This is a genomic window from Paenarthrobacter nitroguajacolicus (genome assembly GCF_007786235.1).
Classification (GTDB): domain Bacteria; phylum Actinomycetota; class Actinomycetes; order Actinomycetales; family Micrococcaceae; genus Arthrobacter; species Arthrobacter nitroguajacolicus_A.
On sequence record NZ_VNFK01000053.1, the window covers coordinates 1 to 861 of the forward strand.

The following is an 861-nucleotide window of genomic DNA, read 5'->3' on the forward strand; positions in this document are numbered from 1 at the left end:
GGCAACTTCAGCTATCCAACAGTCAGCATTTGCTGCGCAGTCGGTTTTGAAGCCGCAAAACGAGCTCGTGAGGAAGATTGGTGGCTTCAATGGTGGACGCTACACTATGCGCCGAACTGTTAAAAGTGCTCCACAGAGCATTTGGTACGGACCAGACCGCCCCAAGTACTTGGGCCCATTCTCAGAGCAAACCCCATCATACTTGACTGGTGAATTCCCTGGTGACTACGGATGGGACACTGCTGGACTATCAGCTGACCCCGAGACTTTCGCCAAGAACCGTGAACTTGAGGTGATCCACTCTAGGTGGGCCATGCTCGGTGCACTCGGGTGTGTGTTCCCTGAGCTTCTTTCAAAGAACGGTGTCAAATTCGGTGAAGCTGTCTGGTTCAAGGCAGGTTCCCAAATTTTCTCGGAAGGTGGACTCGACTACCTCGGCAACCCCAACTTGATCCACGCCCAGAGCATTTTAGCCATCTGGGCATCACAGGTTGTGCTCATGGGGTTAATTGAAGGGTACAGGGTTGGTGGTGGCCCACTTGGTGAAGGCCTTGACAGTATTTACCCAGGAGGGTCTTTTGACCCACTTGGATTGGCTGATGATCCAGAGGCATTTGCTGAGTTGAAGGTTAAGGAGCTTAAGAATGGACGGTTAGCTATGTTTTCCATGTTTGGATTCTTCGTTCAGGCCATTGTAACCGGAAAGGGCCCAATTGAGAACTTATCTGACCATCTTAGTGACCCAGTAGCTAACAATGCATGGGCATACGCTACCAACTTTGTGCCCGGAAAATGAGTTAAATAGATGTAAGTTAATGATCGTTATGCAATATTACAAGCAAAAGCTTTTTCTAAAAAAAA

Annotated in this window: 1 protein-coding gene; it reads left to right on the plus strand. The window is 48.8% G+C overall.

All coding sequences use genetic code 11. The annotated features are described in order from the left end of the window. Positions 1-796, plus strand: a 796-nt coding sequence (locus tag FQP90_RS22950) for a chlorophyll a-b binding protein (protein WP_208760069.1), incomplete at its 5' end; no start/stop codon positions are given. Positions 797-861 lie beyond the last annotated feature (65 nt).